The organism is Streptomyces sp. NPDC127092, assembly GCF_042722475.1.
Lineage (GTDB): Bacteria > Actinomycetota > Actinomycetes > Streptomycetales > Streptomycetaceae > Streptomyces.
Genome location: NZ_JBHXFE010000350.1, coordinates 1 through 1146 on the forward strand (window position 1 = coordinate 1; position 1146 = coordinate 1146).

At 76.2% G+C, this 1146-nt stretch carries 1 protein-coding gene; it reads right to left on the minus strand.

Annotated elements, in window-relative coordinates:
• The coding region (locus tag ACFWJO_RS40335; protein WP_386873336.1) for a protein kinase at nucleotides 1–1134 on the minus strand (1134 nt) is incomplete at its 3' end.
• Nucleotides 1135–1146 lie beyond the last annotated feature (12 nt).

Consider the following 1146-nt stretch of genomic DNA (forward strand, 5'->3'; position numbering starts at 1 on the left):
GGGCCGGGGCGTCACCGGCTGGCCGGCCGTCACCGGCTGGCCGGCCGTCACCGGGCGGGGGCCGTCCATGGCGGCGGCGGCGGCCAGCTGCGCGGCCGAGGCGGCGCCGGGCAGTCCCGCACCCGCGACGGCGTGGTTCGCCGCCTGGGGCTGTGTGGTGTCCGGCTCGGCCGGGACGGAGGGCGTCGGCCGGGTCAGCGGGACCGCGGCCGTCGGCACATCGGCCCCGTGCCCCGCGGGCGTGGCGCCCAGCACCGCGCCGACGAGGGCGGGATGGACGGCATCGAGCGGCGGGGGGTGACGGCCGGGGCCGGCGTGCGGATCCGCGGCGGCCTCCTCGAGGGCCGCGAGGAACGCGGCGCCGGTGGGGAACCGGTCCTGTGGATTCTTGCGCAGGGCGCGCAGCACCACGGGGTCGAACGCGGGCGGCAGGTCGGGGTCGACGTCGGAGGGCGCCGGCGGCTCCTCGCGCACGTGCTGGTAGGCCACGGCCAGCGGCGTGTCACCCGTGAAGGGGGGTCGGCCCGTGAGCAGCTCGAACAGCAGGCAGCCGGCCGCGTAGAGGTCGGCGCGGCCGTCCACGGTGCGGCCCGTCGCCTGCTCTGGGGCCAGGTACAGGGCGGTGCCCACCACGGCCTGGGTCTGCGACGTGGTGGCGGAGGTGTCGGCCAGCGCGTGGGCGATCCCGAAGTCCATCACCTTCACGGTGCCCGTGTCCGTGACCATGACGTTCGCGGGCTTCACGTCGCGGTGGACGATGCCCTCCTCGTGCGCGTGCTCGAGCGCTTCCACCACGCCCCGGGTCCAGGCCACGGCACGGTCCGTGCCCACGGCGCCCTCTGCGTGCAGGATCTCCCGCAGCGTCCGGCCGGAGACGAGCTCCATCACCAGGAACGGGCAGTCCACCGGATGGAGGCCGTCCTCGAGGGAGACCTCGCCCGTGTCGTACACGGAGACGATCGAGGGGTGGTTCAGGGAGGCCGCCGAGCGCGCCTCCTTGCGGAAGCGCGCCTGGAAGTGCGGATCGCGCGCCAGGGCCCGGCGCATCAGCTTGACCGCCACCGGGCGGTGCAGCCGCAGGTCCTCCCCGCGGAAGACGTCCGCCATGCCGCCGCACCCGATCAGCTCACCGATCCGGTACCGCTC